At 71.5% G+C, this 24,368-nt stretch carries 23 protein-coding genes and 2 pseudogenes; 14 read left to right on the forward strand and 11 right to left on the reverse strand.

Annotated features, from left to right (window positions below):
- Positions 1-144 precede the first annotated feature (144 nt).
- From ACFYNL_RS31525 to ACFYNL_RS31540, 4 genes are all read right to left on the reverse strand, one after another.
- Entirely contained in the window at positions 145-1,380 is a 1,236-nt protein-coding gene (locus ACFYNL_RS31525) for a DUF2690 domain-containing protein (RefSeq protein WP_388809365.1), read from the reverse strand.
- A gap of 422 nt (positions 1,381-1,802) precedes the next feature.
- A complete protein-coding gene (locus tag ACFYNL_RS31530) occupies positions 1,803-2,438 on the reverse strand; it encodes a helix-turn-helix domain-containing protein (protein ID WP_388809367.1) in 636 nt (211 codons plus the stop codon).
- 138 nt (positions 2,439-2,576) lie between these two features.
- Positions 2,577-3,053, reverse strand: coding sequence for a DUF3017 domain-containing protein (locus ACFYNL_RS31535; protein ID WP_388809370.1), 477 nt, complete (start codon positions 3,051-3,053; stop codon positions 2,577-2,579).
- Positions 3,043-3,897 (reverse strand): bifunctional methylenetetrahydrofolate dehydrogenase/methenyltetrahydrofolate cyclohydrolase, encoded by an 855-nt coding sequence (locus tag ACFYNL_RS31540; protein ID WP_388809373.1) that lies wholly within the window; start codon positions 3,895-3,897, stop codon positions 3,043-3,045. Before ACFYNL_RS31540 ends, ACFYNL_RS31535 begins: the two co-directional genes overlap by 11 nt.
- Positions 3,898-4,150: 253 nt before the next feature.
- On the opposite strand from ACFYNL_RS31540, the gene ACFYNL_RS31545 reads away from it, so the two are divergent.
- The 10 genes from ACFYNL_RS31545 to ACFYNL_RS31590 all read left to right on the forward strand — a co-directional run bounded on the left by ACFYNL_RS31545 (position 4,151) and on the right by ACFYNL_RS31590 (position 12,919).
- Entirely contained in the window at positions 4,151-4,828 is a 678-nt protein-coding gene (locus tag ACFYNL_RS31545; protein ID WP_388809376.1) for an RDD family protein, read from the forward strand.
- A gap of 263 nt (positions 4,829-5,091) precedes the next feature.
- Complete coding sequence (locus tag ACFYNL_RS31550; protein ID WP_388809378.1) at positions 5,092-5,694, forward strand: hypothetical protein; 603 nt, start codon at positions 5,092-5,094, stop codon at positions 5,692-5,694.
- Between the two features lie 162 nt (positions 5,695-5,856).
- Complete coding sequence (locus ACFYNL_RS31555; protein ID WP_388809381.1) at positions 5,857-6,630, forward strand: FHA domain-containing protein; 774 nt, start codon at positions 5,857-5,859, stop codon at positions 6,628-6,630.
- A complete protein-coding gene (locus ACFYNL_RS31560) occupies positions 6,627-8,213 on the forward strand; it encodes a protein kinase (protein WP_388809383.1) in 1,587 nt (528 codons plus the stop codon). Before ACFYNL_RS31555 ends, ACFYNL_RS31560 begins: the two co-directional genes overlap by 4 nt.
- A 93-nt stretch (positions 8,214-8,306) precedes the next feature.
- Complete coding sequence (locus ACFYNL_RS31565; protein WP_388809385.1) at positions 8,307-8,693, forward strand: hypothetical protein; 387 nt, start codon at positions 8,307-8,309, stop codon at positions 8,691-8,693.
- Positions 8,694-8,871: 178 nt separating this feature from the next.
- Entirely contained in the window at positions 8,872-9,615 is a 744-nt protein-coding gene (locus ACFYNL_RS31570; RefSeq protein ID WP_388809387.1) for an FHA domain-containing protein, read from the forward strand.
- On the forward strand, positions 9,612-11,006 hold the full coding sequence (locus tag ACFYNL_RS31575; RefSeq protein WP_388809390.1) for a protein kinase: 1,395 nt from the start codon (positions 9,612-9,614) through the stop codon (positions 11,004-11,006). Before ACFYNL_RS31570 ends, ACFYNL_RS31575 begins: the two co-directional genes overlap by 4 nt.
- Positions 11,007-11,081: 75 nt before the next feature.
- Positions 11,082-11,717: a M23 family metallopeptidase gene (locus ACFYNL_RS31580; protein WP_388809393.1), complete on the forward strand. Its 636-nt coding sequence runs from the start codon at positions 11,082-11,084 to the stop codon at positions 11,715-11,717.
- Positions 11,718-11,927: 210 nt separating this feature from the next.
- On the forward strand, positions 11,928-12,347 hold the full coding sequence (locus ACFYNL_RS31585) for a hypothetical protein (RefSeq protein WP_388809396.1): 420 nt from the start codon (positions 11,928-11,930) through the stop codon (positions 12,345-12,347).
- 23 nt (positions 12,348-12,370) lie between these two features.
- Entirely contained in the window at positions 12,371-12,919 is a 549-nt protein-coding gene (locus tag ACFYNL_RS31590; RefSeq protein WP_388809398.1) for a peptidoglycan-binding domain-containing protein, read from the forward strand.
- Here the strand turns inward: ACFYNL_RS31590 and ACFYNL_RS31595 are convergent.
- Positions 12,906-13,136, reverse strand: coding sequence for a DUF397 domain-containing protein (locus tag ACFYNL_RS31595; protein ID WP_388809401.1), 231 nt, complete (start codon positions 13,134-13,136; stop codon positions 12,906-12,908). The genes ACFYNL_RS31590 and ACFYNL_RS31595 overlap by 14 nt on opposite strands.
- Entirely contained in the window at positions 13,114-13,908 is a 795-nt protein-coding gene (locus ACFYNL_RS31600; protein ID WP_388809403.1) for a helix-turn-helix domain-containing protein, read from the reverse strand. Before ACFYNL_RS31600 ends, ACFYNL_RS31595 begins: the two co-directional genes overlap by 23 nt.
- Between ACFYNL_RS31600 and ACFYNL_RS31605 the strand changes: the two genes are divergently transcribed.
- Positions 13,888-14,376, forward strand: a complete 489-nt coding sequence (locus ACFYNL_RS31605) for a hypothetical protein (protein ID WP_388809405.1) — start codon at positions 13,888-13,890, stop codon at positions 14,374-14,376. The genes ACFYNL_RS31600 and ACFYNL_RS31605 overlap by 21 nt on opposite strands.
- Before the next feature lie 12 nt (positions 14,377-14,388).
- A pseudogene (locus ACFYNL_RS31610) lies at positions 14,389-14,469 on the forward strand (peptidoglycan-binding protein); the annotation flags it as partial.
- Between the two features lie 93 nt (positions 14,470-14,562).
- On the opposite strand, the gene purH reads toward ACFYNL_RS31610, so the two are convergent.
- Both purH and purN read right to left on the reverse strand, forming a co-directional pair.
- The gene (gene purH / locus ACFYNL_RS31615; RefSeq protein WP_388809407.1) at positions 14,563-16,128 is read right to left on the reverse strand and encodes a bifunctional phosphoribosylaminoimidazolecarboxamide formyltransferase/IMP cyclohydrolase; all 1,566 of its coding nucleotides are present in this window, start codon (positions 16,126-16,128) and stop codon (positions 14,563-14,565) included.
- Complete coding sequence (gene purN / locus ACFYNL_RS31620) at positions 16,125-16,754, reverse strand: phosphoribosylglycinamide formyltransferase (protein WP_388810096.1); 630 nt, start codon at positions 16,752-16,754, stop codon at positions 16,125-16,127. The genes purH and purN overlap by 4 nt, the downstream gene beginning before the upstream one ends.
- 353 nt (positions 16,755-17,107) lie before the next feature.
- Here purN and ACFYNL_RS31625 point away from each other — a divergent pair, with 353 nt between their 5' ends.
- Positions 17,108-17,899: a hypothetical protein gene (locus tag ACFYNL_RS31625; RefSeq protein WP_388809409.1), complete on the forward strand. Its 792-nt coding sequence runs from the start codon at positions 17,108-17,110 to the stop codon at positions 17,897-17,899.
- A 1,097-nt stretch (positions 17,900-18,996) separates the two neighbouring features.
- Here the strand turns inward: ACFYNL_RS31625 and ACFYNL_RS31630 are convergent.
- A pseudogene (locus ACFYNL_RS31630) lies at positions 18,997-20,469 on the reverse strand (DUF6350 family protein); the annotation flags it as partial.
- A 96-nt stretch (positions 20,470-20,565) separates the two neighbouring features.
- On the opposite strand from ACFYNL_RS31630, the gene ACFYNL_RS31635 reads away from it, so the two are divergent.
- The gene (locus ACFYNL_RS31635; RefSeq protein ID WP_388809411.1) at positions 20,566-21,663 is read left to right on the forward strand and encodes a helix-turn-helix domain-containing protein; all 1,098 of its coding nucleotides are present in this window, start codon (positions 20,566-20,568) and stop codon (positions 21,661-21,663) included.
- 90 nt (positions 21,664-21,753) lie between these two features.
- Here the strand turns inward: ACFYNL_RS31635 and sucD are convergent, their stop codons facing one another.
- Positions 21,754-22,638: a succinate--CoA ligase subunit alpha gene (sucD, locus tag ACFYNL_RS31640; protein WP_388809413.1), complete on the reverse strand. Its 885-nt coding sequence runs from the start codon at positions 22,636-22,638 to the stop codon at positions 21,754-21,756.
- A gap of 28 nt (positions 22,639-22,666) precedes the next feature.
- Positions 22,667-23,848 carry an ADP-forming succinate--CoA ligase subunit beta gene (sucC, locus tag ACFYNL_RS31645; RefSeq protein WP_388809416.1) on the reverse strand — a complete coding sequence of 394 codons (1,182 nt, stop codon included), beginning with the start codon at positions 23,846-23,848 and terminating at the stop codon, positions 22,667-22,669.
- Between the last annotated feature and the right edge of the window lie 520 nt (positions 23,849-24,368).

Below are 24,368 nucleotides of genomic sequence, written 5' to 3' on the forward strand. Positions count from 1 at the left end.
CCCGTCGCCCGGCCCCCGTCGCCCGCAAAGCAACCGGCAACGGGCCTTGCCAGGCGGGCCCCTGCGCCCGGCCCCCGAGAAACCCCGCCCCTCAATGCCACACCCCGGGGACCGACCGGCCCCCGGGCCCTGTCGGCACGCGTTCTACTGCGTGCACCCTTCCTGGCCCACGGCCAGCGTCACGCAGGCCGTGGCGTCGCCCGCGTCCTTCACCGCCACCATCGGCGTGTAGGCGATCGTGTCACCTGCGACGGTGATCGAGCCGGTCTGCTTCGCCTTGCCGGCCGTCACGACCACCTCGTCGCCCTGCGTGGCCTGCGTGATACGACCCCACGCCGCGCCGCACGCCTCGCTGTAGCGGACCTCGACCACGGCCGTGCCGACGGTCGCGGTCTTGGCCGTGGTGACCAGGTCACCGCTGCAGCCCATGCTCTCCGCGTCCTTGCCGGTGCAGGAGTCGCCGCTGCACTTCACCCCGGCGGGCAGATCGGGGTCGGTCGTCACGGACGGCGAGGGCGACTTCCCGGCCTGCTCGTTCTTGTCGCCGCGGCCGCCGTCGAGGAAGTAGAACACCGCCGCGATCACGACCAGCACGCCGACGACCCCCGCGAGGAACATCGTCAGCCGCCGCTTGCCACCGCCGCCGGACGCCCCACGCCCCGCACGACGCCCCCGTGGAGGCTCACCGTACGGACTCGGCGTCCCCGGCACGGGCGTCCCCGCGCCGCCGGGCGTCCCGGCCGTCCCCGGTGCTCCGTACGGCGTCGCCGTACGGCCACCCGTCGGCGACGGCCCCCGATACCCCGCGAGGCCCCACGAGTTGCCCTCGGAGGAGCCGTCCTCCCGGACGTCACCCCCCGCGGACCCCCGTACCGACGAGTCACGCACCTCCGGCGCCGTCGGCTGCACCGGCACCGAGGGCGGCACCGTCGGAGCCACACCCGCCGGGCCCGCCACCCCAGGGGTCGCCGTGGCGCTGCCGCCCTTGCGGACGGCCTTGCCCGCCTTCGCGTTCCCCTTGGCGTTCGCCGGGGGCGCCCCGAACTCGCTCAGCGCGGCGCGCGCCTGGGAGATCCGGATCGCCTCCATGGTCATGTCGTGGCGCATCTCCGAACGGCTCCACGCCCGCTCGGCGAGCTCCCACATCGTCGTCAGATGGATGGGGTTGGTGCCCGTGACCTCGGCGAGCGCCACGATCGCGCCCTTGGGCGCGAGCAGCCGCCCGTTCAGATACCGCTCCCAGGACGTCTTGCTGTATCCGGTGCGGTCGGACACCGCCGCGATGCTCAGACCACTGCGGTCCACGAGCCGCCGCAGCTGGCTCGCGAACTCCCTGACCTGCGGATCGAGTTCATCCGGCAAGTCCTTCCAACGAGGCATTGCTTCCCCCCTCTTCCCCCCGGTTCGTGCTGGTGTTTCTCGCGTTCCCCCCGCGCGTGGCGCCCTCTGCCGAGTCCCCGATGTGGCTACCCACAGGGATGCGCCGAGCAAGGATCTCAGTTCCCGGGGTGGGGGCGCACGGGAGCATTGGGATCGTGGGCATGCACCGTTGCACCCCCGGTCGACCGCGTCCAGTGTTCCACCGGCACCCCCGGCCGGCCGACGCAGCCCTGGCAGTAAGCCCTTGCGGAAACGCGGGACGCCCCGGACCGTCCCGAACGACCACGCTAGCCCGCTTGTCGAACGACTTCCTCGCAGATGCGCGAATTTGTCAACACATCGACACACGGAACGCACATAAATGATCGCTCGCGTCACTTGTGACGCATCCGGGTAAGTCAGACACGACTGCCTCACCGGGCTCAGCCCAGTGCCAGGACCCCGATCGCCGCCGTCAGCACCAGAGCGACGACGAGCGCGAGAGCCACTACCAGCAACCGCCGGGACGGCGGCCGCGGCTCCTGCGGCGGCGCGTCCCACCAGGGAAGCGTGGGCTCGTCCTCGTACTCCTCGTACTCCTCGTACTCCTCGTACTCCTCGTACCTCTCGGTCCCCTCGGTCCCCTCGTACTGCTCGTGCCCCGGGCGCTGCTGCGGACGCTCGGGCTGTTCACCCCGGTCCTGCCGGTCCTGCCGCTCCTGCCGGTCCCCTCGGTCGTACCGGTCCTGCCGGTCCCCTCGGTCGTGCCGGTCGCCCTCCGGCTTCGCCGGCACCGTCGCCGCCTTCGGCCACGCCCGCACCGCCAGTTCCCACCGCACCCCGAAGCGTTCCGCCTCGACCCTCTCGACCCCCGCCACCCGGCACAGCGCGGCGACCGCCTGACGGGGCGGGGGCTGCGTGGCGTTGAGGTAGCGCTGCCAGGAGGACTTGCTGTACGCGGTACGCGCGCCCAGCGCGACCAGACTCAGTCCCGTACGGTCCTTGAGCTGCCGCAACTGCTCCACGAAATGCCGCACCTCGGGCGGCAGACCGTCGGGCAGCGGCTGCCAGGCACTCATCACTCACCTCCGAACCAGACCCGATCGGGTGACGACACGGAGCGGCGCCTTGGTTCCCGGCGGCCCGGCGGTGGAAGCGCCGACGGCGGCCCGTCCTCGCCCGGAGGGGAGAACGGGCCGCCGTCGCGGGCGGGTGCTTCAGTTCTCGACCGTGAAGTGCAGCGCGTCCTTGAGGAACGGGACCTTCAGCAGCGGGTCCGGCTGCGCCATCAACGCCAGCAGCACGATCACCAGGCCCAGCACGCCGTACGTCACGATGTCCGTGAAGCGCGAGCGCACGGCGAGCATGCCGACGCTCGGCAGCAGCCAGCGCAGCACCGCGCCGGTCAGCAGGGCGGCGCCGATCACCAGCGTGCCGGCCCGGAAGACGTCGAGCGCGGTGATCATCAGTCCGACCCCGACCAGGCCGAGGACCAGGAGGACGGGCCACTGCCGGGCAGGCGCCGGCGCGTCACTCGGCGCGGCGCGGCCACCGCCCTCGGGGCGTGCCGTGTCCCGGGTGAACAGCGGGAAGCGGCGGGTGACCCGGCGGGGCACACCGTCCGCGTCCGGCGCGCTCACCGGATCCCGGACCTCGATCTCCTCCGCGCTGTCGGCGCGCCCCTCAGCCGACACCGCGCTCCGCCGCCTCGACCACGTTGACCAGCAGCTGCGCCCGGGTCATCGGGCCCACGCCGCCGGGGTTCGGGGAGATCCAGCCGGCCACCTCCGCGACACCGGGGTGGACGTCACCGACGATCTTGCCCTCGGCGCTGCGCGAGACCCCGACGTCGAGGACGGCGGCGCCCGGCTTCACGTCCTCCGGGCGGATCAGGTGGGCCGATCCGGCGGCGGCGACGATGATGTCCGCGCGCTTGAGGTGGGCGGACAGGTCACGGGTGCCGGTGTGGCACTGGGTCACCGTCGCGTTCTCGCTGCGCCGGGTCAGCAGCAGCGGCATCGGGCGGCCGATGGTCACACCGCGGCCGACGACCACGACCTCGGCGCCCTTGATCTCGACGCCGTACCGGCGCAGCAGGGTCAGCACGCCGTTGGGGGTGCAGGGCAGCGGGGCGGGCTCGTTCAGGACCAGGCGGCCGAGGTTCATCGGGTGCAGGCCGTCCGCGTCCTTGTCCGGGTCCATCAGTTCGAGGATGCGGTTCTCGTCGATGCCCTTGGGCAGCGGCAGCTGGACGATGTAACCGGTGCAGGCGGGGTCCTCGTTCAGCTCACGGACGGCTGCCTCGATCTCCTCCTGGGTCGCGGTGGCCGGCAGTTCGCGCTGGATGGAGGCGATGCCCACCTGGGCGCAGTCGCGGTGCTTGCCCGCGACGTACTTCTGGCTGCCGGGGTCGTCCCCGACCAGGATCGTGCCGAGGCCGGGCGTGACGCCCTTCTCCTTCAGCGCCGCCACGCGGGCGGTCAGATCGGACTTGATCGCGGCTGCGGTGGCCTTGCCATCGAGAATCTGGGCGGTCATGGTCCCATCCTCCCGGATGACGCCCACCCGGTTCCAATCGGGCCCGGACAGTGGTTCGTATCGCACGCGGCGGGAATCCGAAGATTGCATCTGCACAACAGCTTCCGCCGCAGACTGGACAAAATCGCACCGTACCTAGAACGATGAGCGGCGCAGTTTCGCGGATCGCACTCGGGGGGCAAACCGCTCAAACTATGACGTTCCTCCGTGTAATGCCGCACCGTCCCCGCATTTGCAACGGAGGATTCCGGCCATGAGTTTCGGCTCGCCCAACCAACCTTACGGTCAGCCACAGAACCCGCAGCAGGGCTACGGGTACCCCCAGCAGGGGCAGCCCGGTTACCCGCAGCAGCCGGGTTACGGCTACCCGCAGGCGCCGCAGGGCGTGCCGCCGCAGGGTTACGGCTACCCGCAGCAGCCGGGTTACCCCGGTGGTCCGGGCACGCCCCGTGTCGCCTCCATGGGCCGCCGCTTCGGTGCCCGGCTGATCGACGGCGTGGCCTTCGGCATCATCTACTTCGTCCTCGCCGCCATCGGTGTCGCCGGTTCCTTCAGCGCGGCGCAGGACTGCGACCCGTATGCCGCCGACTACAACACCTGCATCAACGACGCCAGCACCAACATCGTGGCCTCGATCGGCGCCGTGGTCGGTGTCCTCGCGCTCATCGGCCTGCTGTACGAGTGGCTGATGGTCGGTCTGGTGGGTGCCACTCTCGGCAAGATGGCCGTCGGCCTGCGGGTCGTGAAGGTCGACACCGGCCAGAAGCCCGGCCTGGGCTCCTCGTTCATCCGCTGGATCATCCCGATCGTGGGCAGCCTGGCCTGCGGTATCGGCCAGCTCCTCGTCTACCTGTCCCCGTTCTGGGACAAGTCGGGTCGCCAGCAGGGATGGCACGACAAGGCCGCGAGCACCATGGTCGTGCAGAACTGACGGTGCCCGCGGGCATCACCGGGACGCACCCCGGCCGGGCTGTCTCCCTCCTGTCGAAAGGAGGGAGACAGCCCGGTTCGTCTTTTACGCCGGATCCGCTCCGCCCGCGGACGAAATGCCGCTGGACAACCACGAGGCCCTGAAGAACGATGAGTTCCGCAGTGCCGCGGGCAGCACCGGGGGGACGAACCGCAGACGCACAGCCTTCCTCCGAACCGTGTCACGCGTCCCCACGCAAGAACGTGAACGGAGGAAAGACCACGATGAGTTTCGGCGACTCGAACAACCCCTACGGGAATCCACCGCAGCAGCCCCCGCAGCCCGGCTACGGCTATCCGCAGCAGGGCCCGCCCTCGGTCCCGCCGCAGCAGCCGTACGGCGCCTACCCGTCCGCTCCGCCGGTGCAGCCCTACGGTGGCCACCCGCCGGCCGGTCCGGTCGAGATGCCCGGCAGCGCCAAGGCCGCCCGGATCATGCTGGGCCTGGTCGCGCTCGCCCACGTGATCGTCGCGGGTGGGTACATCTGGGTTCTCTCCCGGTGGGACCAGGAGATGGCTGACGCGGGCATCAGCGGTGACACGGAGGCGGAACGTATCGCCGACGTGGGCAAGGGCTTCGTCGTCTTCCTGGTCGGGCTCGCCACGGTGTTCGCGATCCTCGGCGTCGTGCTGCTGCTGCAGTACGCCAAGGGCGGCAACGCCGTCCGCGTGTGCTCCATCGTCTACGGCTCGTTCGCCGTCATCACAGGCATATTCATGCTCGCCGCCTACGGGCTCGGACTGCTCATCATCATCGCCGCGATCCTGCTGATCGTCTTCTCCGCGAAGCGCGCCAGCGCCGAGTGGTTCAAGCGCCCGCGTTTCTGAGGCCGCCCAGGGCTCCTCGCCGGGCCCTCCGAAACCCTTGCGCGGGGGCGCAGTTCGCGCCAAACAGCCGCCGGGGCCGTGTCTCACCCGTTCGAGGGGGACACGGCCCCGCTGCGTCGCCCTACTCTGACGGCATAGCCGTCAGGCACGGGGAGACGCACCTTGTACAGCATCATCGTGGTACCTCCGCCGACCACGGAGGACGACAACCACCGCACCCAGATCCGGCTGGCGCCCGGCGAGCGGCTCGGCTTCGGGCGCTCCGCTTCCGGCAACGACCTCACGATCGCGCACGACGGGGTCTCGCGCAGGGCCGGGGAGATCACCGCGCACGGCGCGTTCTGGATACTGAGCAACCTCAGCCGCGAACAGACCTACGTCGTGGAGAACCCGGAGGGCGCCGGCGAGCACATCAAGGTCGGGCCGGGGCGCCTCGACGCACCGATCCCCTTCGAGTTCTCGCGGATCGTGCTGCCGGCTGCCGGTGATCTGCTGCCGATCGAGGTGTGGGCGCCGCGCCACGACTACATCGGCTCCGAGGGCGGTCTGGACGGCGCGACCACCGCCCCCGCCTTCTCGGTCGACCGCACCAAGCGCTACTTCGCGGTCCTGGCCGCCCTGTGCGAACCCCGCCTGCGCGGCGAACCGCACGCGCCGCTGCCCACGGTCGACCAGGTGGTGGACCGCCTGCGCCCCAACTGGCCCGCCGCGTCCCGCACCTCGGTCCAGTGGAACATCGACTACCTCGCCGTGAAGCTGCGGCTCAAGCCCGGCCCGGACACGGCGGACACGGGTCCGCGTCTGAACGGCAAGAAGGAGTCGCTGGTCTCGCTGGCGCTCCGGTTCGATCTGGTGCGCGAGGACGACCTCGTCGTGCTGAGGGAGCCCCTGCGGACGACTTCGCCCGCCCGCGCGTCCGGCCGGGCGGACCGGTGACCGAGCCGTACGCCGTGCCGGTGCCCAAGGGGTACCGGGTGGGCGTCTGGGAGGTGCGGGAGCCCATCGCCACCGGGGCGTTCGGGAGCGTGTACGAGGCGAGGCGTGTCGCCGCCGACGAGGACCTCGCCGAGGCGCTCCCGAGGACGGTGGCGCTGAAGTTCCTGCCCACCGGCACCGGCACCCCCCGCCAACTCACCCACCTGCGCGAACTCGTGGACCGCGAGGTCGAGTTGCACCGTCGGCTCCGGCAGCCCCGGCTGATCCGGATGTACGGCACCCTCACCGTCGACGACCCGGCCCGCCCCGCCCTCGACGGCGCCACCGTCCTCGTACTGGAGAAGGCGGAGGGCTCCCTGTCGGCGCTGCTCACGGCCGAGCCGCGTCCGGCCGCCGGCCCCGCACTGCTCGCGCAGATCTGCGAGGGGCTGGCGCAACTGCACCACGCCGGCTGGGTGCACGGAGATCTGAAACCGGCCAACGTGCTGCTGATGCGGGACGGCTCGGCACGGCTCGCCGACTTCAACATGGCGGCCGAGCTGGAGGGCACCCACGCCTACACGCCCGCCTTCTCGACGCCCGACTACACGCCCCCGGAGCTGCTCTGGTCGGAGATCGGCGAGCGGGGCCGCCGTATCCGTCCCTCGGCGGACGTCTGGGCCTTCGGTGTTCTGGCCCACCTGCTCCTGACCGACTCCTTCCCCCTGCCCGGCGCCACTGCGACGGCCCGTCGCGACGCGGCCGCCGCCTATGCCCGCGGCACCGACGAGCTGCGGCTCTCCCCCGAACTCCCGGACGTCTGGCGGGAGATCGTGCGGGACTGCCTGACCCGTACGCACGCCGACCGGATCGGCACCCAGGACCTGCTGCGCCGGGTCGAGGCCGCGGCCGGCACCGGCCGCTCCCCCCGCCTGCCCCGGGCGCTGCTGCCCCGCCGCCGCCCGAGCGGTACGGCGATGCTGGCCGCCGCGACCGCCGTGGTGGCCGTCTCCGCCCTCGGCTACGGCGTCGGCACCTGGGCGGACGGCGGGCCGGAAGCGGGCGGGGCGCCCGGCGGCGCCGGCCCGAAGGTCACGGCCGCGACCTACGGCGCCTCCGAACTCCGTACGGACAAGGGGGTCCCGGTGGCCTACCGCCGCCTGATCGTCGACTCCGCCCACGACTGCGTCCAGCCGGAGGTCACCCCCGCCCTGATCGCCGCCCTGCTGAAGGCGGAGAGCGGCTTCGACCCCGACCTGTCCGACCCGGACGCAGGGCGTGAGGGCGAGTACGGCATCGCCCGCTGGACGCCGAGCCTGCTGCGCTGGTGGATCCGCGCCGACGGCGTCCCCGCACGCGAGACCCCCAGGCCGCCCCTGTCCCCCGCCGAGTCCATCCCGGCCGTGGGCCGCTACCTGTGCTTCATGGAACCGCGCCTCGACCGGACCGGTCTGTCCGGCGACCGCCGGGTGCTGCTCGCGACCGCCTACCGCACTTCGACCAAGGTCGTGAACGGCGCGGGCGGCGTTCCCCCGAAGTACCGCGACTACGCCGACCGCGTCGCCCACTGGCTCAAGGAGTACACGCCGCCCGGGAAGAAGTGACCCTGAGAGGTACGAGGTACCGCCCGTCGCGGGCCGGGGCCATCGTGGTCCGTGTCCACCAACGGGGGTGGCACAACCGGAAGGACACCGACCATGAAGCGCATGCTCGCCACGCTCGGCTCGGCGGCCGTACTCGCCACGGGCGCCGTCGCCCTGACTCCGACGGCAGCCTCCGCGGCACCCGACGGCTGCTGGGGCAGCGGGCCGAACAACTCCCGCTACTGCCACAACTACCAGGGCGGCAACGTGATGTTCAACGGCGCCGTCGCGGGCTGGCTCAACGCGGGCGACAACTGGTTCGTCTGCCAGAAGAAGTTCCCCGGCCAGGAGAACCCGCCGGTCGGCGACGCCCGCAACGACTGGTGGCTGTGGACCCAGGCCGACACGAACGTCAGCAACGGCGGCTGGGGCTGGTTCCCGGCCAACAAGGTCTCCGGGGGCGTGAACTACGGGGCCGTCCCGGGACTGCGCACCTGCTGACCGGCGCCGGGTGCGTGGTCGCGGCCTCCGGCTCCCTCGGGGGAGGGCCGGAGGCCGCTCGCCCTTATCGCATAACCTCGCACATTTTGCACACGACACGCCGTTTTACATGCTCTTGGGATGCTCGCGCCTTCCCTTCCTACCCTGACCCCAGTTTCTGTCGGGGGAGGAAGCAGTCATGCACAGCATCATCGTCGTGCCCATGCACAGCGCGTGCCCGGACGATCACCTTCACCTGGAACCGGGCGACTCCTTGCCGTTCGGCCGAGTGGCACCACCGCACGGACCGCACCTGACCATCGCCCACGAGGGCGTCTCCCGTACGGCCGGAGAGATCACCGCAGTGGGCGCCTACTGGCGGCTCAGCAACCTGAGCAGCGCTCAGACGTACGTGGTCGAGAACCCGGAGGGCGCCGGTGAGCACATCAAGGTCGCGCCGGGCCGGCTCGACGCCCCGGTGCCGTTCGAGTTCGCCCGCGTGGTCCTGCCCGCCGGCAGCGACCTGCTGAGCTTCGATGTCTGGGCCCCGCGCCACGACTTCCTGGACCGCCCCGGCCCGCGGGACGGGGCGGCCACGACGTGCGCCTTCCCACTCGACCGCGGCAAGCGGTACTTCCAGGTCCTGGTCGCCCTGTGCGCCGGGCGCCTGCGCGGCGAGCCGCACGCCCCGCTGCCCACCGCCGAGGAACTGGTCGAGCGGCTGCGCCCACTGTGGCCGTCGGTCTCCCGCGCGTCGGTGGCGTGGAACATCGACTACCTGGCGGTCAAGCTGCGCCTCAAACCCGCTCCGGACTCGACGCCGGGCGGCGGCCCCCGTCTCAACGGCAAGAAGGAGCGCCTGGTATCCCTGGCCCTGCGCTTCGACCTCGTACGCGAGGAGGACCTGGCCCTGCTGAACGGGGACAGGAGCCTCGTCCGATGAGCGGCGAATCGTCGGCCCACGCCGTGGAGGTCCCGCGGGGTTACCGCGTCGGCGCCTGGGAGGTGCGCGAACCCATCGCGTCCGGGGGCTTCGGCAGTGTGTACGCCGCCCAGCGCGCCGAGCCCGCCGAGGGCATGCCGTCCGAGGTCGCACTGAAGTTCCTGCCCACAGGCACCCAAACGCCACGCCAACTGCACCACTTGCGGGAACTCGCGGAGCGCGAGACCGAGTTACTGCGGCGGCTGCAGCGTCCGCGCCTGATCCGGATGTACGAGGCCCTGACCGTGGACGACTCCGCCCGCCCCGGCCTCGACGGTGCCACGGTCCTCGTACTGGAACGCGCCGAGGGCTCCCTCGACCAGTTGCTCGACCAGTTGTCGGCCCGGCTGCGGGGCCGCAGGGGCGCGTCCGCCGGCCATGCCGTCGCCATCCCGGGCGGACCCTCCCTGGTCGCCCAGATCTGCGAGGGAGTGGCCCACCTCCACCACGCGGGCTGGGTGCACGGCGACCTCAAGCCCGCCAACGTGCTGCTGATGGCGGACGGTTCGGTCCGGCTCGCGGACTTCAACCTGGCCGCCGAGCTGGACGGCACCCACGCCTACTCCCCCGCGTTCACGACCTCCGACTACACCCCGCCCGAGCTGCTGTGGGCCGAGGTCGGCGAGCGTGGCCATCAAACCCGTCCCACCGCCGACATCTGGGCCTTCGGCATCATCGCCCATCTGGTGCTGACCGGCAGCCTGCCGTTCCCCGGGACGAACCCGACAGCCCGCCGGGAAGCGGTCCAGGGCTACGCCAAGGGCCGCGACGAGCTGCGCCTGTCGCCCGAACTCCCGGACGTCTGGCGGCAGATCGTCGCCGACTGCCTCGCCCCCACCCACGCCGACCGGGCCCCGCACACCGCGCAGGCCCTGCTGCGCCGGGTCGAGGCCGCCGCCGGAGCGGCACGCTCCCCGCGACTGCCCCGGCTGAAGCCGAGGCGCGGCCCGCATCCGGCCGTCCTCATCTCCCTCGCGGCGGTCGCGGTGGTGTCGCTGGCCACCGCCGGCCTCCTCGCCCTGCGCGAGCCCGCGCCCCAGGGGTACGCACGCTGCGACCAGGGAGACGTCTGCTTCTTCACCAAGCCGGACGGACAGGGCGAGATGTGCGCCTGGTACGAGCGCGACCACGACTGGATCGGCGGCGTCATCGTCTGCGACTGGGCGAAGACAGTCAGGCCGAGGTCAGCCTTCAACAACGGCTACACCGGGGACCCGCACCACGACGTCCAGCTCTTCCGCAAGGCCGACTGGGAGGAGCCGTTCGGCTGCCTCCAGGAGCTCCAGAAGATCAACTTCCCCGATCCGGGCGGCCTGGTGATCCGCTCGCACGAGTGGGTGAAGTCCTGCTGAGCCGCCGGCCGTCGCGCCGGCCCGCCCCACCACCGCGAAGAACGACGACAGAAGAACGAGAACGGGGAGACACACATGAAGACGCTGAAGACGACTGCCCTGACCCGACGCCGCGAGACGCCCGTGGCCCTCGCGGCCGGCGCCCTCGCGCTCGCACTCGGCTTCCAGCTCACCGCCACCACCACGGCCACGGCGGCTCCGGTCACGGACCAGGTGACCGACGCGGTCGCGGACCTGACCAAGCCCAGGTTCCAGATGCCGTTCGCCTGCGACACGCACTGGCAGATCAACACCTACGACAGCGGCCACAGCCCGGCGGTGGACATCGTGGTGAAGAACAACACGGGGTCATCGGGCAAGGCGGTGTACCCCGGCTACCTGGGCACGGTGGCCCGCACCTTCTGGGACAGTGGCGCCGGCAACGTCATCGTCATCAACCACGGTGCCGGCTGGTACACGGCGTACTACCACCTCAAGGAAAAGTACGACACGTACGTCCAGGTGGGCGACGTGGTCACCGCGAAGACCAGGATCGGCAGCATCGGCGCGACCGGCAGCAACAGCGGCAACTGGGCACACCTGCACTACGAACAGCGCTACAAGCTCACCGCCATCCCCACGGAGGCCGACCGCAGGCCGGTGCACTTCAACGGCACGGAGTACACGGGCACGGGCCGCACCTGGCCGGACGTCACCAGCAAGAACTGCTAGCGGTCCCCCTTCCCCCTCCCCCGGCTTCGCCCTCAAGGGATTGGCGGGAATCTGCCTATCACCGTGCCGGGGCGCCGGCTCGCCGGGGGGAGGGAGTCGGCGGTCCGGGGGCGACCCTGAAACCTTTTAGGTTCCGGCCGTATTCCGTTGCCGTCACAGTCAGGAGGCAAGCACGACGGAAGACGGAATCGAAGCCAAGGAGTGAACCGCATGACCTCGATACGCAAGACCGCCCTGGGAGCCATCACCTCGGCGCTTCTCCTCGCCGGCTCGGCCGCCCCCGCCCTCGCCGCCCCTTCGACGCCTCAGGCGGCTCCGGGTGAGGGCTGGGTCCGTGTGGCCGCCAGCGGCGACTTCACCGCCCAGGGCACGTGGAGCAGGTCCACGACCTGGGGCCAGTCGGCCGGGACCATCACCACCACGTCCGCCTCGGGCTGGGTCAAGGACCTTGACGACGACGGGTACTGCGCCCAGGTCGTCATCGACTGGTACGGCAGCAACGGAAAGAGGGACACCGACTACTCGCCCGAGGCCTGCCCCCAGGGCGACAGGGACGACTTCTCCAAGGCGCCCGGTGACAGCACCCACTGGACGGCCACCGGCTACGAGGTCTGGATGCGGAAGACCTGAGCGTCCGACGGGGGAAGAACCACATGGCCACCCATACGCATCGGCCCCGCCTGGCCTCGGCCCTGACCGCTGCCGTCATGAGCGCGGCTGTCGGCGCCACGCCGGCCCTGGGCGCCTCACCGGCGTCGGCGGCCGTCTCCGACGGTTACGTCAGCGGTGGCGGCAGTTTCAACAACGACTGGGGGGACGAGGGCCCGGTGTCCACCAGCGCCTATTCGCGGTCCAACGCCGCCTGTCTGTGGCAGAAGATCCTGTGGGCCGAGGGCCTGCTGAAGGAGTCGAGGATCAGCGGCAACTTCTCGTCGGAGACGCGCGTCGCCACCAAGAAGCTCCAGTCCCGCTGGAACATCACCACGACGGGCAAGGCCGACCCGAAGACGTTCAACACCGCCGGCAAACCCGGCAGGCTGAAGTACGTCTCCGGCAGCACCGCCAGCGGTAGGGAGCTGACGCTCAAGTACCAGGGCGGCGCACACGAGTTCACCGTGAAGCGCAACGACAAGGGCCGGTACGGCTTCTACGCCGACGGCGCCTGGAGGAGCGCCGCGTACAGGTCCCTCAGCTGTCGCTGATGTCCAGGGCGGCCCCGTCCTTGAGTGCCCCGACGAATACGCCCCAGGCGTGAGCGGGGAACACGAGGGCGGGGCCGTTGGGGTTCTTGGAGTCGCGGACGGGGGTGATGCCGGGGAGGTTGTGGGCGATCTCGACGCACTCACCGCCATCGGCGTTGCTGTAGCTGCTCTTCCGCCAAGCCACAGAGTCCAGCTCAGTCCCCTTGCTGCGCTTCATTTCTGTAGGTCCTCGCCACGTCGTCCATCAAGGCCAGGGACGCCTCGGGTGACAGTGCGACGGCCCTGAGCAGATCGTATCTACGACGGTACTCCTTCACCCGGGCCGGATAGTCGACGATCTGACCGGTGAAATCGCCCTCGGTGTACACCAGCGGCGGAGCGTCGGCGAAGGTCATGATCTTGGCCATGCCAAACGCGAGCGGGTGCCACGGGGTCGTTTCCGGGACGATCTGAACAACACTCCGCGTGGAACGACTGATGTCGAGGATGTGCTCCAGCTGCTCGGCCATCACCTCTGGGGGAAGTGGCGTCCTACGGATGACCGACTCGCGAAGGATCCCCCAGTAGCTGGGCCGCTCCTCCTGATTCCACAGCTCCGCACGCGCCAACCGTGCACCGATGCGCTTCTCGACCACCTCCGGTGGCACCTCCGGGTCCACGTGCTGGATCAGTCCACGAAAGTACGGTCCGGTCTGCAGCAGTCCCGGGACAGAATTGGGTGCCCACTCCTCCAGCGTCTGCGCCCGCTTCTCCATGTCAGGGACGTCCGCGGAGTACCACGCGTGCCCCACCCGCCGCGCTCTGGCCGCGTCTTCACAGCGCCGTTGGAAAAACCCGTCCGTCCCCAGCCGCTCGTCCGCGTGCTTGGCGAAGTCCATCGGCATTCCCCGCTCGCCACGCTCGATCTGGCTGAGGAACGAGATCCCCCGGAAGCTCCCCTCGACCAACTGCTCCAGCGTCAGCCCCGCTTGCTCCCTCCGGAAGCGCAACTCGGCACCGTAGAAGCAGCAGCAGGCAGCGCCGCGGCCGGCGACGCGCAGGTCTCTTCCCTCCCCCGTTCCTCCGCCTCGCCCTCCGGTGACAAGGAGGAGAAGAAGAGGAGGGACAAGGCCACGCCGGATACGGAGAAGGCGGAGGCGTCGAAGAGCCCGGGCGCCTCCGCCGGCGGAGCGGGCGGAACGCAGGCGACTCCCGCCGACGAAGCCTCCGCCCCGTCCGACGGCGACGAAAGCGGCGGCAACAGTGGCGACAGCACACCGACCGCCACGCCCACCAAGACCGCCACCACCCCGGCCACCCCGCCCTGGATCTCCCAGTGCACGTACTACTCCGGCACCGAGCTCACCGACTACGGCGACAAGGGCCGGCGCGTCGTCCGGGTGCAGTGCACGCTCACCAAGCGCGGCTACAGCGTCGGCGGCGCGGGCGTGGACGGCGAGTTCGGCAGGGACACCTAGTCCGCGGTCAAGCAGTTCCAGAGCGCCGGGGGACTCGAAGTGGACGGTCAGGTGGGTCCCAACACCTGGGCGGCGCTGCGCAGTTCGACGTAGCGCCGCCAGGGTGTCGTTCCGTCAGCGGAACAGCGGAATCAAACGAGCTCAACAAGCTCAACGAGATCGGCGAGATCGGCGAGATCGGCGAGCTCAGTGGAAGAAGTGCCGCGTGCCCGTGAAGTACATCGTCACGCCCGCCTTCTTCGCGGCCTCGACCACCAGCTCGTCGCGGACCGAGCCGCCGGGCTGGACCACGGCCTTGACGCCGGCCTCGGTGAGGATCTCCAGGCCGTCCGGGAAGGGGAAGAAGGCGTCCGAGGCGGCGTACGAGCCCTGGGCGCGCTCGGCGCCGGCGCGCTCCACCGCGAGCTTCGCGGAGTCGACGCGGTTGACCTGGCCCATGCCGACGCCGACCGAGGCGCCGTCCTTGGCGAGCAGGATGGCGTTGGACTTCACGGCCCGGCAGGCCTTCCAGGCGAAGGCCAGTTCCGCGAGCTCCTCGGTGCCGAGCGCCTCGCCCGTGGCGAGGGTCCAGTTGGCGGGGTCGTCGCCGTCTGCCTGGAGGCGGTCGGTGACCTGGAGGAGGACGCCGCCGTCGACGGGCTTGACCTCGACGGGGTTGCCGGGGCCCTCGGGGCAGCGCAGCACCCGGATGTTCTTCTTCTTGGTGAGGGCCTCCAGGGCGCCGTCCTCGTAGTCGGGCGCCACGATGACCTCGGTGAAGATCTCGGCGACCTGCTCGGCCATCTCCTTGGACACCGGGCGGTTGACGGCGATCACGCCGCCGAACGCCGACAGCGGGTCGCAGGCGTGCGCCTTGCGGTGCGCCTCGGCGACGTCCGCGCCGATCGCGATACCGCAGGGGTTGGCGTGCTTGATGATCGCGACGCAGGGCTCGGCGTGGTCGTACGCGGCACGGCGGGCGGCGTCCGTGTCCGTGTAGTTGTTGTACGACATCTCCTTGCCGTGCAGCTGCTCGGCCTTGGCGAGGCCGCCGCCGCTGCCGTCGACGTAGAGGGCGGCCGGCTGGTGCGGGTTCTCGCCGTAGCGGAGGGTGCTCTCGCGCTCCCAGGTGGCGCCGAGGAAGTCGGGGAACCGCGAGTCGTCCACGGGGGCGTAGGAGGAGGCGAACCAGCTCGCGACGGCCACGTCGTAGGCGGCCGTGTGCTGGAACGCCTCGGCCGCGAGCCGCTTGCGGGCGGCGAGGTCGAAGCCGCCGTCGCGGACGGCCGCGAGGACGTCGGGGTAGCGGGACGGGCTGGTCACGACCGCCACGGAGGGGTGGTTCTTGGCGGCGGCACGCACCATGGACGGGCCGCCGATGTCGATCTGCTCGACGCACTCGTCGGGGGTGGCCCCGGACGCGACGGTCTCGCGGAACGGGTAGAGGTTGACGACGACGAGGTCGAACGGCTCGACACCCAGCTCGGCCAGCTGCCGCCGGTGGTCCTCCAGCCGCAGGTCGGCGAGGATGCCGGCGTGCACGCGCGGGTGGAGCGTCTTGACGCGGCCGTCCAGGCACTCGGGGAAGCCGGTGAGCTCCTCGACCTTGGTGACGGGGACACCGGCCGCGGCGATCCTCGCGGCCGTGGAGCCGGTGGAGACGAGTTCGACGCCCGCCTCGTGCAGGCCGCGCGCGAGGTCTTCCAGACCGGTCTTGTCGTAGACGCTGACGAGCGCCCGTCGAATGGCCCGCTTGTTGCTCTCGGCGGTCACTGGATAACTACCTTTCGTCCCTCAATGCGATAGCCGTTGCGGGCGAGCCGCCCCACGACCTCGACGAGCAGCCTTCGCTCGACTTCCTTGATGCGCTCGTGCAGAGCGCTCTCGTCGTCCTCGTCCCGGATCTCGACCACGCCCTGAGCGATGATCGGCCCGGTGTCGACGCCGTCGTCGACGAAGTGGACGGTGCAGCCCGTGACCTTGGCTCCGTACGCGAGAGCGTCACGGACGCCGTGGGCGCCGGGAAAACTGGGCAGCAGGGCCGGGTGGGTGTTCACGAACCGGCCGCCGAAGCGCGCGAGGAACTCCTTGCCCACGATCTTCATGAACCCGGCGGAGACGACGAGGTCCGGCTCGTGGGCGGAGACGGCCTCGGCGAGGGCCATGTCCCACTCCTCGCGGCTGCCGTAGTCCTTGACCTTCCGCACGAAGGTCGGCAGCCCGGCGCGCTCGGCGCGCGTGAGCCCCTCGATGTTCTCGCGGTCGGCGCCCACGGCCACGATCTCGGCGCCGTACGCCTCGGGACCGACGGCGGCGATCTCGTCGAGCAGCGCCTGGAGGTTGGTGCCGGATCCGGAGACCAGCACGACGAGGCGCTTGGCCACGGGCTTGGCGGCCACGGTGGGGGCCCTTTCTCGGGGGTGCGTTCCTTCGTGGGCGGCGGCATGGATACTCACGGTGTCACCGTTTGTACGTTCATACGAATGCATCGCGCCCCGCGATACGGGGAAGTCTACGAAGCAGCCGACCGTCAGCAACGATACCGGCACACCGGGCAGCCCCCATGGGACGGGGGCACGGCCGGAAGGTACCGTCTGCCGGGAGCGGGCTCGGGAACGCGGTCAGTGTGCGGTGCGTTCACGCAGTGACAGCTCAAACGCGAGACAGCCGGGGCCGACTGCCACGGGCAGCCGTGTCCACGGTGGTACACGGTCGTATCCAGCCGCTTTCACAAGGGGAAGACGCTCACTTGATGCCGGACCGCAGCCTGCGACTCCTCACGCTCCCCCAGCATTCGGTGCAGGGAGGGGAGCACAGCGGCGTGCTGCTGCGTGAGCGCCCCGCTTCACCGCCCGACGCGCCCTCGGGCGGCCAGAACGGCGACGCGGGGGGCCGCGGCGGCTCGGCGCAGGAGGACAACCCCTTCGCCCCACCGCCCGAGGGCACGCCGGACCGCCCCTGGCAGCCGCGGCGCCGCAAGGGGGAGGACGGCTCGCGGGACTCGGGCGACGACGACGGGAACGCGCCCTGGGGCAGCCAGTGGAGCGACCGCCAGCCGGGACGCTCCTCCGGCGGCTTCGGCGACCGCCCCCGGGGCGGCGGCCAGGAGGGCCCCGGCAGCGGCGGCACGGGCACGGGCATGCGCTGGGACCCCACCGACCCCGCGCAGCGCCGCGCCCGCTACGCCCTGCTCTCCGGTATGTGGGCCTTCTTCTTCGCCCTGTTCAGCTGGCCGTACGTGGCCCTGCTGCTGGGCGCGCTGGCCCTGTACTGGGGCGTCAGCAGCCTCCGCGCCAAGACCCGCACCCCCGACCCGGACACCCCGGCGGCCCGGACCACCGGCCGCCCCCAGACGACAGCGGCGGTCAGCGGCCTGGTCACGGCGTCCCTCGCGATCGCGGTGGTCGCCGCCGGGTTCACCGCGCAGGTGGTCTACAGCGACTACTACACGTGCACCAACGACGCCCTGACCCACGAGGCCGAGCAGGCGTGCAACGACCTGCTGCCGAAGGAACTGCGCGGGGTCCTGGGGACGACCGACTGAGACCGGCTCGGGGCCCGGGCGGGGCTGCCCGGGCCGCGACCGCGCTGCCGGCCTGCCCGTCGGTCTCACTCCGGGGCCGTGTCCGCTTGCGCCTTCGGCGCGTCAGGGTCTTCCGGTGCCCCTGGTGCCTCCGGGGCGATCCGGTTCTCCGGGGCCGCCGCTGCCGGGGCCTCCGGGTTCTGGGGGACCTTCGCGTCCGCAAGGGGATGTGGGGTGTTCGGAGCCTCGGGGGAACCCGAGGGCTTCGGGGCGTCCGAGGCTTCCGGGATCCCCTTCCCGGCCAGGATCTGCTTCCCGGCCGGGATCTGCTTGCAGCCCGGACCGTCCGCGCCCGCGCCTGCCGGACCCGCCAGGGCGTCCCGGATCGCCGGGGTTTCCGAGGCTCCCGGGGTTGCCGAGGCTCCCGGGGCTCCCGGGATTTCCGGTGATCCTGGGGCCTCCCACGTTTCCGGCGCCCCCGCCCCGCCCGGCGTTGTGGGCGCCGCCGCCGCGTTCGGCGGATCCTGGGCCTCCTTCGCCGCCGTGCGCCCTTCCCCAGAGGTGTCGGCGCCCTTGGACGACGGCTCACCCCAGGACGATGACTCGGCCCACGACGACGGCTCACCCCAGGACGGCGGCTCGTCCGAGGACGGCGGCTCACCCGAGGACGCGAGGGAGGGCGGCGGCTCCGCCGGGGCGTCGGCGGACGGGAAGCCGTGCGGCTCGAACGTGGTGTCGTGGTCGTACTCCAGGTACGGGATCTCCTGATCGGACACCTCGCCCGAGGCGTCCTGAGCATGTGCCACGCGCCTCGCGCCCTTGTCGCGCCCCTTGGACCGCACCACCACGGCGCCGCTCTGGGACGGCACCGCCCGCTCCCGCGCCGACGCCCTCACCAGCACCTCCTGGTCATAGACGGTGCTCTCCGTGCGCGATCCCGTCGACGCAGCCTCGCCCGGCTCCGCCGCCCGCGCACGCCACCGGCCGATCAACGGCAGCCGCTCCCGCAGCCGGCGCCCTTCGGCCCCCGGCTCGCTCTCCGCCGCCCCCTCCATCCGGTGCCTGCCGATCCGGGCGTCCTGCGCCTCGCTCCCCCGGTCCGCACGCGGCCGCGGTACCGAGCGGGCCCGCCACCATCGCGCCACCACCGCCACCGGAACCGCCACCACCGTGGCCCAGCCCAGCGCCGCCGCCCCGGCCTGCCACCACACCGGCCCGAACTGCGCCAGCGCCCCGACGCCCAGCGGCCCGCCAGACAGCGCGGCCAGCGCCCCGACGAAGACCGCGCAGCACACCGCGGCCTGCAGGGCCACCAGGGCGGTCCGTCCACACGACCAGACGACGGCAGGCGCCTGGGCGGCCGCGGAGCGGGCCTTCGCGGCCGCCTGCCCACCCTTGGTCCGAGGCCCCTCGGGTGCGCGGCCACCGTTCGTCCGCGGCCCTCCGGTCACTTGCCCTCCGAGCGTCCGGGGCCCGCCGGACGCCCGTCCGCCCGATGTCCGAGGCCCCTCGTAGGGGGAGCCGTCCTCCGTCCGGGGCCCCCCGTGGACCGCCACGCCCGCGACGAACCACCCCACCACCACCCCGGCCGCCACCGGCACCGCCCCGACCGCCCACTGCACGGGGACCGCGACCCCCGCTCCCGGCACCGCCTCCAGCAACGGGAACGGCGGCAGCGACGGCGTCGGCGCCGAGGAAACCGGCCCCACCGCATGCCCCACCCCGAGAACGAAGCCCGGCCCGAGGGCGTACGACGCCGCCCACACGGCCGCGTTCGGCACGAGGGCCGCACACAGCATCAGCACCGCGAACCGCCCCGACCACCCCTCCGACAGCTGGAGGAAGGACGTCCGCGCGGCCCCGCCGTGCCACACCAGCGAAACGCCCACGAGCAACGCCCCGCCACCGACGAGCGCCGCGACCCCGGCTCCCGCGGCCCGTGCGGCGACCCCGAGCCGGGCCCGTGCCCGCACGCCGGGCACCAGCCGCCGCACCCGTCTCGGCAACGCGAGCAGTACCCCCTCCACCACCTCGGGCGGCCGACCGCACGCCGTCCACACCCCTGCCCCGGCCACCCCCGTCACGAGCAGCGGCACGAAGAACCCGGTCCACAGCCATGCCGGCCGCAGATCACCTCCGGCGGCGTAGGCGGCGGCGCTCACACCGACCGCGAGGTACCCGAGCACGACGCCCGCCCACGCGGTACGCCCCGACACCAGCACCTCTCCCTCGCCGCCGTCCGCAGCCTGGTCCCGCGCCGCCCGGTACACCAGCCACACCGGCAGCATGAACATCAGCAACGGGGTCACGCCCACCGGCGCGGGAACGCCGGAGAGGGTGTCGGCGCGGACGAGTTCGGCACCGTGGGCCAGCAGCCACAGCACGGCGGCGATCCGCAGCGCGCCCCCCGGTCCGCTGTCGGGGTAGGGCGAACTGACCCACAGCACCATCACCAGCACGGCGAACACACCCAGTCCGAGCCCCGCCGCGACCGCGCCGCTCAGCAGGCTGGCGGCCAGTCCGGGCGAGCGGTGTCGCACGCGTGTGAGCAGGGACGTACGGCGAGCGGTCATCTCGATCACGTTCGCCATGCTCCCAACGACACGCGCTTTTCCGGCGTAACGGGCAAAGCTCCGATGTGTCGCCCAATATATGTTTATGTACTTTTTCGTACGAAAGGGTGTCCGGTGACGCAGAGTCCTGCAACCCCGCTCCCCCCGCCCGAGGAACGCCGACGCCTGCGTGAGGCCGCCTCCATGACGCAGGCTCAGCTCGCCGCGCGCATGGGCGTGAGCCGTAAGACGGTGCGCGCGTGGGAGACGGGCCGTACGTCACCGAGCGGCCCCAGGAGAGAGGCGTACACCCGGCTGCTGGACGGTCTCGCGGCGAAGAGGCAGACGCAGGGGCGGGAGCCCGAAGGGGAGGTGACGGCGGGTCACCCCGAGGCCGGGTCCACGTCCGCCCCCAGTGCCGCCCACCACGAACACCCCCTCACCCCCGCCCAGGCCTTCGACGCGCTCTACGCGTTCTGCGCCCCCGCCCTCGTACGGCAGACCTACCTGCTCACCGGACGCCGCGAACTCGCCCGCGAATCGGTCGAGCAGGCCTTCCAACTGGCCTGGCAGCGTTGGCCGGAGGTGGCCCGCGACCGGGACCCGGCGGGCTGGGTGCGGGCGACGGCGTACGACTGCGCCCTGTCCCCCTGGCACCGGTTCCGCCCCCGCTACCGGCACCCCGAGCCCCCGCCCGCCGATGCCTCCCACCGCGCCCTGATGGACGTACTCCTCACGCTCCCGCCGTCCCAGCGCCGCACACTTCTGCTCTACGACGGTGTGGGCCTCGACCTGCCGGAGACCGCGGCCGAGACCGAGGCGAGCACCCTGGCGGCCGCGAACCGCCTCCTGCACGCCCGTGCCACCGTCGCCGAGCGCCTCCCCGTCCTGTCCGACCCCGAGGAACTCCACCGCCGACTGGCCGAACTGGCCGCCACGGAGCGCCTGCGTGCGGCCGAGCCGGCGACGGTACGCGACGGCAGTGAACGCCGGGCCCGCTTCTGGACCCGTGCGGCGATCGCGTTCACCGTGGCGCTCATCGGCACGACGGCACTGACGCTGCGCACGGCCCCGACCCATTACGAACCGCCGGTACCGCCGGGGGAGACGGTGCTCGGCGTCCCGCCGAAGGTGGCGCCGGGGCCGCTGTCGGCGAAGCAGCAGAAGCTGCGGGACAAGCTTCGCGCGGATGCCCGGCACGGCCCGGAACGCCTGGCACCACAGCCGCGGTGACCCCGGCCCGGTGCACGCAAAAGCCGGTGGGCCCGCCCCCGTGCGGGGAACGGGCCCACCGGCGTACAGCCGGGCGGCGCCTGGGTGAGGTCAGCCGCCGAGGATCTCGCGGGCCAGCTTCGCCGTCTCGGTGGGCGTCTTGCCCACCTTGACGCCCGCGGCCTCCAGGGCCTCCTTCTTCGCCTGGGCGGTGCCCGACGAACCGGAGACGATGGCGCCGGCGTGGCCCATGGTCTTGCCCTCGGGCGCGGTGAAGCCCGCGACGTAGCCGACGACCGGCTTGGACACGTTCTTCGCGATGAAGTCCGCGGCCCGCTCCTCGGCGTCGCCACCGATCTCGCCGATCATGACGATCAGGTCGGTCTCGGGGTCGGCCTCGAACGCGGCGAGCGCGTCGATGTGCGTGGTGCCGATGATCGGGTCGCCACCGATGCCGACGGCGGTCGAGAAGCCGATGTCACGCAGCTCGTACATCATCTGGTACGTCAGCGTGCCGGACTTCGACACCAGGCCGATACGGCCCGGCTTGGTGATGTCGCCCGGGATGATGCCGACGTTCGACTGGCCCGGGGTGATGATGCCGGGGCAGTTCGGGCCGATGATGCGGGTCTTGTTGCCCTTCTTGCCGGCGTACGCCCAGAACGACGCCGAGTCGTGCACGGCGATGCCCTCGGTGATCACGACGGCCAGCGGGATCTCGGCGTCGATGGCCTCGACGACCGCGTCCTTGGTGAACTTCTCCGGCACGAAGATGACGGAGACGTTGGCGCCGGTCTTCTCGATGGCCTCGGCGACCGTCCCGAAGACGGGTACCTCGGTGCCGTCGAAGTCCACGGTCTGACCCGCCTTGCGCGGGTTGACGCCGCCCACGACGTTGGTGCCGTCACCCAGCATGAGCTTGGTGTGCTTCATGCCGGTGGCGCCGGTCATGCCCTGGACGATGACCTTGCTGTCCTTGTTGAGCCAGATAGCCATGGTGTGTTGGTGTCCTCGTCCTGAGTGCTTACTTGGCGGCGTGGGCCAGCTCGGCGGCCTTGTCGGCCGCGCCGTCCATGGTGTCGACGCGCTGCACCAGCGGGTGGTTGGCGTCGGTGAGGATCTGCCGGCCGAGCTCGGCGTTGTTGCCGTCGAGACGGACGACGAGCGGCTTGGTGACCTCCTCGCCGCGGTCCTCCAGCAGCTTCAGGGCCTGGACGATGCCGTTGGCGACCTCGTCACAGGCGGTGATGCCACCGAAGACGTTGACGAAGACGGACTTGACGTCCGGGTCGCCGAGGATGATCTCGAGGCCGTTGGCCATGACCTGGGCGGAGGCGCCACCGCCGATGTCCAGGAAGTTGGCCGGCTTGACGTTGCCGTGCTTCTCACCGGCGTACGCGACGACGTCCAGGGTGCTCATGACGAGACCCGCGCCGTTGCCGATGATGCCGACCTCGCCGTCGAGCTTGACGTAGTTGAGGTTCTTCTCCTTGGCGGCGGCCTCGAGCGGGTTGGCCGCGGCCTTGTCGTGGAGCTCCTCGTACTCGGGGTGACGGAACTCGGCGTTGTCGTCGAGCGACACCTTGCCGTCCAGGGCGATGACCTCGCCGGAGGCGACCTTCGCGAGCGGGTTGACCTCGACGAGGAGGGCGTCCGACTTGATGAAGGTGTCCCACAGCTTGATGAGGACGTTCACGACCTTGTCCGCGACCTCGGCCGGGAACTTGGCGGCCTCGACGATCTCGCGGGCCTTGGCCTCGTCCACGCCGTCGATGGCGTCGATCGCGATCTTGGCGACGGCCTCCGGACGGGTGGCCGCCACCTCCTCGATCTCCATGCCGCCCTCGACGGAGGCGATGGAGAGGAAGGTGCGGTTGGCACGGTCGAGGAGGAAGGAGACGTAGTACTCCTCCAGGATCTCCGGGGCCGTCTCGGCGATCATGACCTTGTGGACCGTGTGGCCCTTGATGTCCATGCCGAGGATGTCGGTCGCCCGGGCGACGGCCTCGTCCGCGCTCGCGGCGAGCTTGACGCCACCGGCCTTGCCGCGGCCGCCGACCTTCACCTGTGCCTTGACGACGGACTTGCCACCGAGGCGCTCAGTGGCTGCGCGGGCCGCCTCAGGCGTGTCGATGACTTCACCGGCCAGCACCGGTACATCGTGCTTGGCGAAGAGGTCCCTCGCCTGGTACTCGAACAGGTCCACGCGCTTCCGTCCCTATCAGTGATCTCGCGGTTCGTTGGATGCGTGGGCGTGCCGCGAAGGGCAACGTGACGTCCGCTGTCACAAGGGAGGCGCACACGGTGTCCGAGCGCGCGGCATGTCCGTCTCGCAGGTTATCGCTGGTTGCGGAGGGCCCCTAAATCGAGGGTCACACCTGAGCGGTGATACCTGTCACATGATGCCGCGATCAGCAAAGATCTCTGGCACGGCGTGCCGACTGTGAGCGAACGGGAACACACCGGGGGAGAACCTCACCGGGCTGGGGTTGACCCGGCGAGGCCCCCGGAACAGCCCGAAGGGGCGCGAATGGGCCACCCCTCGGGGCACCGGCCGGGTGATCCCCACCCCAATGGGGACCACCCGGCCCTTCCGCGGGGTCCCGGCCGGACGGACCGACGGCTTTCGGCCGTCCGGGGCCGTCTGCTCCGCGGAGTCGTGGTTCGCCTCGGCGGAGCGGCTCGCGCCGCCGGGCGACGGAAGCGTCGTACGCGGCCGAGGCCCT

Source organism: Streptomyces sp. NPDC007808 (assembly GCF_042868655.1).
Lineage (GTDB): Bacteria > Actinomycetota > Actinomycetes > Streptomycetales > Streptomycetaceae > Streptomyces.

Excerpts from the sequence above, each read along its gene's own strand:
- ACFYNL_RS31550 (WP_388809378.1), top strand. The coding sequence starts at position 5,092 with ATGAGTTTCGGCGACTCGAACAACCCCTACGGGAATCCACCGCAGCAG.
- ACFYNL_RS31580 (WP_388809393.1), top strand. The coding sequence starts at position 11,082 with ATGAAGACGCTGAAGACGACTGCCCTGACCCGACGCCGCGAGACGCCC.
- ACFYNL_RS31525 (WP_388809365.1), bottom strand. The coding sequence starts at position 1,380 with ATGCCTCGTTGGAAGGACTTGCCGGATGAACTCGATCCGCAGGTCAGG.
- ACFYNL_RS31570 (WP_388809387.1), top strand. The coding sequence starts at position 8,872 with ATGCACAGCATCATCGTCGTGCCCATGCACAGCGCGTGCCCGGACGAT.
- ACFYNL_RS31530 (WP_388809367.1), bottom strand. The coding sequence starts at position 2,438 with ATGAGTGCCTGGCAGCCGCTGCCCGACGGTCTGCCGCCCGAGGTGCGG.
- sucD (WP_388809413.1), bottom strand. The coding sequence starts at position 22,638 with ATGGCTATCTGGCTCAACAAGGACAGCAAGGTCATCGTCCAGGGCATG.
- ACFYNL_RS31625 (WP_388809409.1), top strand. The coding sequence starts at position 17,108 with ATGCCGGACCGCAGCCTGCGACTCCTCACGCTCCCCCAGCATTCGGTG.
- ACFYNL_RS31585 (WP_388809396.1), top strand. The coding sequence starts at position 11,928 with ATGACCTCGATACGCAAGACCGCCCTGGGAGCCATCACCTCGGCGCTT.
- ACFYNL_RS31575 (WP_388809390.1), top strand. The coding sequence starts at position 9,612 with ATGAGCGGCGAATCGTCGGCCCACGCCGTGGAGGTCCCGCGGGGTTAC.
- ACFYNL_RS31595 (WP_388809401.1), bottom strand. The coding sequence starts at position 13,136 with ATGAAGCGCAGCAAGGGGACTGAGCTGGACTCTGTGGCTTGGCGGAAG.
- ACFYNL_RS31565 (WP_388809385.1), top strand. The coding sequence starts at position 8,307 with ATGAAGCGCATGCTCGCCACGCTCGGCTCGGCGGCCGTACTCGCCACG.
- ACFYNL_RS31590 (WP_388809398.1), top strand. The coding sequence starts at position 12,371 with ATGGCCACCCATACGCATCGGCCCCGCCTGGCCTCGGCCCTGACCGCT.
- ACFYNL_RS31545 (WP_388809376.1), top strand. The coding sequence starts at position 4,151 with ATGAGTTTCGGCTCGCCCAACCAACCTTACGGTCAGCCACAGAACCCG.
- ACFYNL_RS31540 (WP_388809373.1), bottom strand. The coding sequence starts at position 3,897 with ATGACCGCCCAGATTCTCGATGGCAAGGCCACCGCAGCCGCGATCAAG.